Genomic DNA, 3865 nt, shown 5'->3' with positions numbered 1-3865 from the left:
CGTCGATGTACACCTGGCCGCCGGCGGCGTGGACCGCATCGCAGACCTCGCGGACGTCGGCGTCGTACACGCCGTGAGTGGACGGGTAGGTGATCATGATGCCGGCCAGCTGGTCGGCATGCTTCTCGATCTTTGCCTTCAGGTCGGCGTGGTCGATCGTGCCGTCGTGCGCGGTGGCCACGACGACGACCTTCAGGCCCGCCAGCACCGCGGACGCGGCGTTGGTGCCGTGTGCGGAAGCAGGGATCAGGCAGACATCGCGCTGGTCATCGCCGTTGGCCAGGTGGTAACGGCGGATGGCCAGCAGGCCGGCGTACTCGCCTTGCGATCCGGCGTTCGGCTGGATGGAGACGCCGGCGTAGCCGGTGATCTCGGACAGCCGGGCCTCCAGGTCGGCGATCAGTTCCCGCCAGCCCACGGTCTGGTGATCCGGAGCGAAGGGGTGGATGGAGGCGAACTCCGGCCAGCTGATGGATTCCATCTCCGCCGTCGCGTTCAGCTTCATGGTGCAGGAGCCCAGCGGAATCATGGTCCGGTCCAGCGCCAGGTCGCGGTCGGACAGGCGGCGCAGGTAGCGGAGCATCTGCGTCTCGGACCGGTGCATGTGGAAGACAGGGTGGGTCAGGTACGCGGAGGTGCGTTCGACGTCAGACTTCAGCTCGAAACCGGGGGTCGCCGAGGCGGCCGCCCGGACCTTGGCCTCAGCGTCGTCGACACCGAAGGCTCCGGCAACCGCGGCCAGGTGTGCCGCCGTCGTGGTTTCGTCGCAGGAGATGCCCACCTGGTCCGCGTCGATGCTGCGCAGGTTGATGCCCTTGGCCTCGGCGGCCTTGATGACCTCGCCCGCACGGCCCGGGACGCGGACGGTGAGGGTGTCGAAGAAGTGCTCCGAGGCGAGCTCCAAGCCGGCGCCCGTGAGGACGGAGGCCAGGGTGCGGGCGTGGCCGCTGGTCCGCTGCGCGATGGCCTTCAGGCCCTCCGGGCCGTGGTAGACGGCGTACATGCTGGAAACGATCGCCAGCAGGGCCTGGGCCGTGCAGATGTTGGACGTGGCCTTTTCGCGGCGGATGTGCTGTTCGCGTGTCTGCAGGGCCAGACGGTAGGCGGCAGTACCGGCGGAGTCCTTGGAGACGCCGACCAGCCGGCCCGGCAGCGAGCGCTCCAGGCCCGTGCGCACGGCCATGTAGGCAGCGTGCGGGCCACCGTAGAACAGCGGCACGCCGAAGCGCTGGGAGTTGCCGACGGCGATATCGGCGCCCTGGTCGCCGGGCGGGGTGATGAGAGTGAGGGCCAGCAGGTCGGCAGCGACCGTCACCATGGCACCGCGGGCCTTCGCGGCCTTGATCACCGCAGCGTGGCTGCCGACGTTGCCGGAGGCACCCGGCTGCTGCAGCACGATGCCGACGATGTCCCCTTCGGGCAGTCCGGCGGACAGGTCCACAACCTCAACCTCGAAGTCCAGTGCCTTGGCCCGGCCCTTAACGACTGCAATGGTCTGCGGCAGCACGTCCTGGTCCAGGACGACTTTGCCGTCCTGGTGCGCCTTGTTGACGCGGCGCATCAGCAGCACGGCCTCGGCCACGGCGGTGGCTTCATCCAGCATGGAGGCGTTGGCGATCGGCAGTGCCGTCAGGTCCTCGACCATGGTCTGGAAGTTGAGCAGGGCCTCGAGCCGGCCCTGCGAGATTTCGGGCTGGTAGGGGGTGTAGGCGGTGTACCAGGCCGGAGACTCCAGGACATTGCGCAGGATGACCGGCGGGGTCACGGTGTCGTAGTAGCCCTGGCCAATCATCTGGACGGCCACGGTGTTCTTCGCAGCGAGCGCACGCAGGTCCGCAAGGACTTCCATTTCGCTGCGGGCGGGCGGCAGGTTCAGCGGCGCGCTCTGGCGGATGTCCGCCGGAACGGCGGTGTCGACAAGCTGGTCCACGCTGGCGTAGCCCAGCTGCTTGAGCATCGTCTCCGCGTCATTGCTGCGGGCGCCGATGTGGCGGTCGACGAAGGCTGTTTCTGTTGATTGAACCGTCATGGGGGAACTCCAGGGTATTCCGGCGTCCAGGGACGCCAATCGGATCGAGTTCCTCCCCGCTCTGTATTGGACCTGAGAGATTCCGCGCCACCTGTTTCCACAGGTTCGGCGCTTGCACCGTCGGTGAGTCCGGCGAGCTGGCCGCCTGACTGCTTTCCAGAGTTGCCTTGCCGCAGCGGTACAGGGGCCTGAGAGATTCCTGGGGAGGATTTGCTCCTACGGCGCCTGCTGATCGGATTGAGCATCAGCAGGACTCTCCCGCCGCGGTTCAGAGGCATGTTCAATTATGGGTGATGCGACTCACAACTATACGCCGGAGCCTATCCTTGAGCAAGATTCTACATGGCGCCCCCTGCTTCGCCCATACCGTCCGCAACGTCAACCAAATTGACTTTCGCTCGTGAGCCGACTCACACTGAATTTCAGGTGCGCTGAGGCGGAACAAGGACGACATGCCCGGTCCTTACGATTAGCACCACCGCGCGCCCATCGATCCGATGACAGAAAGAAGTCCGATGTCCAACCGCCCCATTCCGCCCGACGCCGAAGCCGCGGTTCCCGGGGAGGGCCACTCCCACTTGGTCACTTTCAACGAGCAGCACCAGGGCGAGCCCCACCTCGAACGCCAGCTCGCCAACCGCCACATCCAGCTGATCGCGATCGGCGGCGCCATCGGCACCGGCCTGTTCATGGGTTCGGGCAAGACGATTTCACTGGCCGGTCCGTCGGTCATCTTCGTCTACATGATCATCGGCTTCATGCTCTTCTTCGTCATGCGGGCCATGGGCGAAATCCTGCTGTCCAACCTGAATTACAAGTCCTTCAGCGACTTCGCCGCGGACCTGCTGGGGCCCTGGGCCGGGTTCTTCACCGGCTGGACCTACTGGTTCTGCTGGATTGTCACCGGCATCGCGGACGTGATCGCCATCGCCGGCTATGTGGCCTTCTGGTGGCCGGACCTCCAGCTCTGGATCCCCGCGCTGGCCGCCATCCTGCTGCTGCTGGGGCTCAACCTGCCCACGGTCAAGGCCTTCGGTGAAACCGAATTCTGGTTCGCCCTGATCAAGATCATCGCCATCGTTGGCCTCATCGTGGTCGGCCTGGTATTCATCATCACCGGCTTCACCGCCCCGAACGGCTCCGAGGCCACCTTCGCTAACCTCTGGAACGACGGCGGCATGTTCCCGACCGGCCCGATGGGCTTTATCGCCGGATTCCAGATCGCCGTATTCGCCTTCGTGGGCATCGAACTGGTGGGCACTACCGCGGCGGAGGCCAAGGATCCGGAAAAGAACCTTCCCAAGGCCATCAATTCCATTCCGATCCGTGTGATGCTGTTCTACGTGGTCGCGCTGACGGTGATTGTTTCTGTGACGCCGTGGCGGGAATTCTCGGCGGACCGCAGCCCCTTCGTGGGCATGTTCGCCCTCGCAGGGCTGGCCATCGCCGCCGGCGTGATCAACTTCGTGGTCCTCACTTCCGCGGCATCCAGCGCGAATTCGGGGATATATTCCACCTCGCGCATGGTATTCGGCCTGGCGCATGAAGGCGACGCCCCCAAGACCTTCGGCCGCCTGTCCCCGCGCCGGGTGCCGCGCAACGCGCTGGTCTTCTCCTGCACCTTCCTGCTGGCCGGCGTCGTGCTGCTGTATGCCGGCGAATCGATCATCGCGGCCTTCACGCTGGTCACCACCATCTCCGCACTGCTGTTCATGTTCGTCTGGACCATCATCCTGGTCAGCTACATCGTCTACCGGAAGCGCCGCCCGCACTTGCATGCCGCATCAAAGTTCAAGATGCCCGGCGGCATTGCCATGTGCGCCGTCGTCATGGCAT

General features: G+C 65.4%; 2 protein-coding genes and 2 riboswitches. Of the genes, one reads left to right on the top strand and one right to left on the bottom strand.

Annotated features, from left to right (window positions below; translation table 11 throughout):
* A partial coding sequence (gene gcvP, locus AC5RW2_RS41165) for an aminomethyl-transferring glycine dehydrogenase (protein WP_494075305.1) occupies positions 1–2029 on the bottom strand: 2029 nt, incomplete at its 3' end.
* 51 nt (positions 2030–2080) lie between these two features.
* A riboswitch (glycine riboswitch) is annotated at positions 2081–2194 on the bottom strand.
* 1 nt (position 2195) lies between these two features.
* Positions 2196–2300: riboswitch (glycine riboswitch) on the bottom strand.
* Between the two features lie 244 nt (positions 2301–2544).
* On the opposite strand from gcvP, the gene cycA reads away from it, so the two are divergent.
* A partial coding sequence (cycA, locus tag AC5RW2_RS41160; RefSeq protein WP_494075304.1) for a D-serine/D-alanine/glycine transporter occupies positions 2545–3865 on the top strand: 1321 nt, incomplete at its 3' end.

The organism is Arthrobacter sp. B0316-1-20, assembly GCF_059091865.1.
This window is presented reverse-complemented; position numbering and strand designations above follow the sequence as displayed.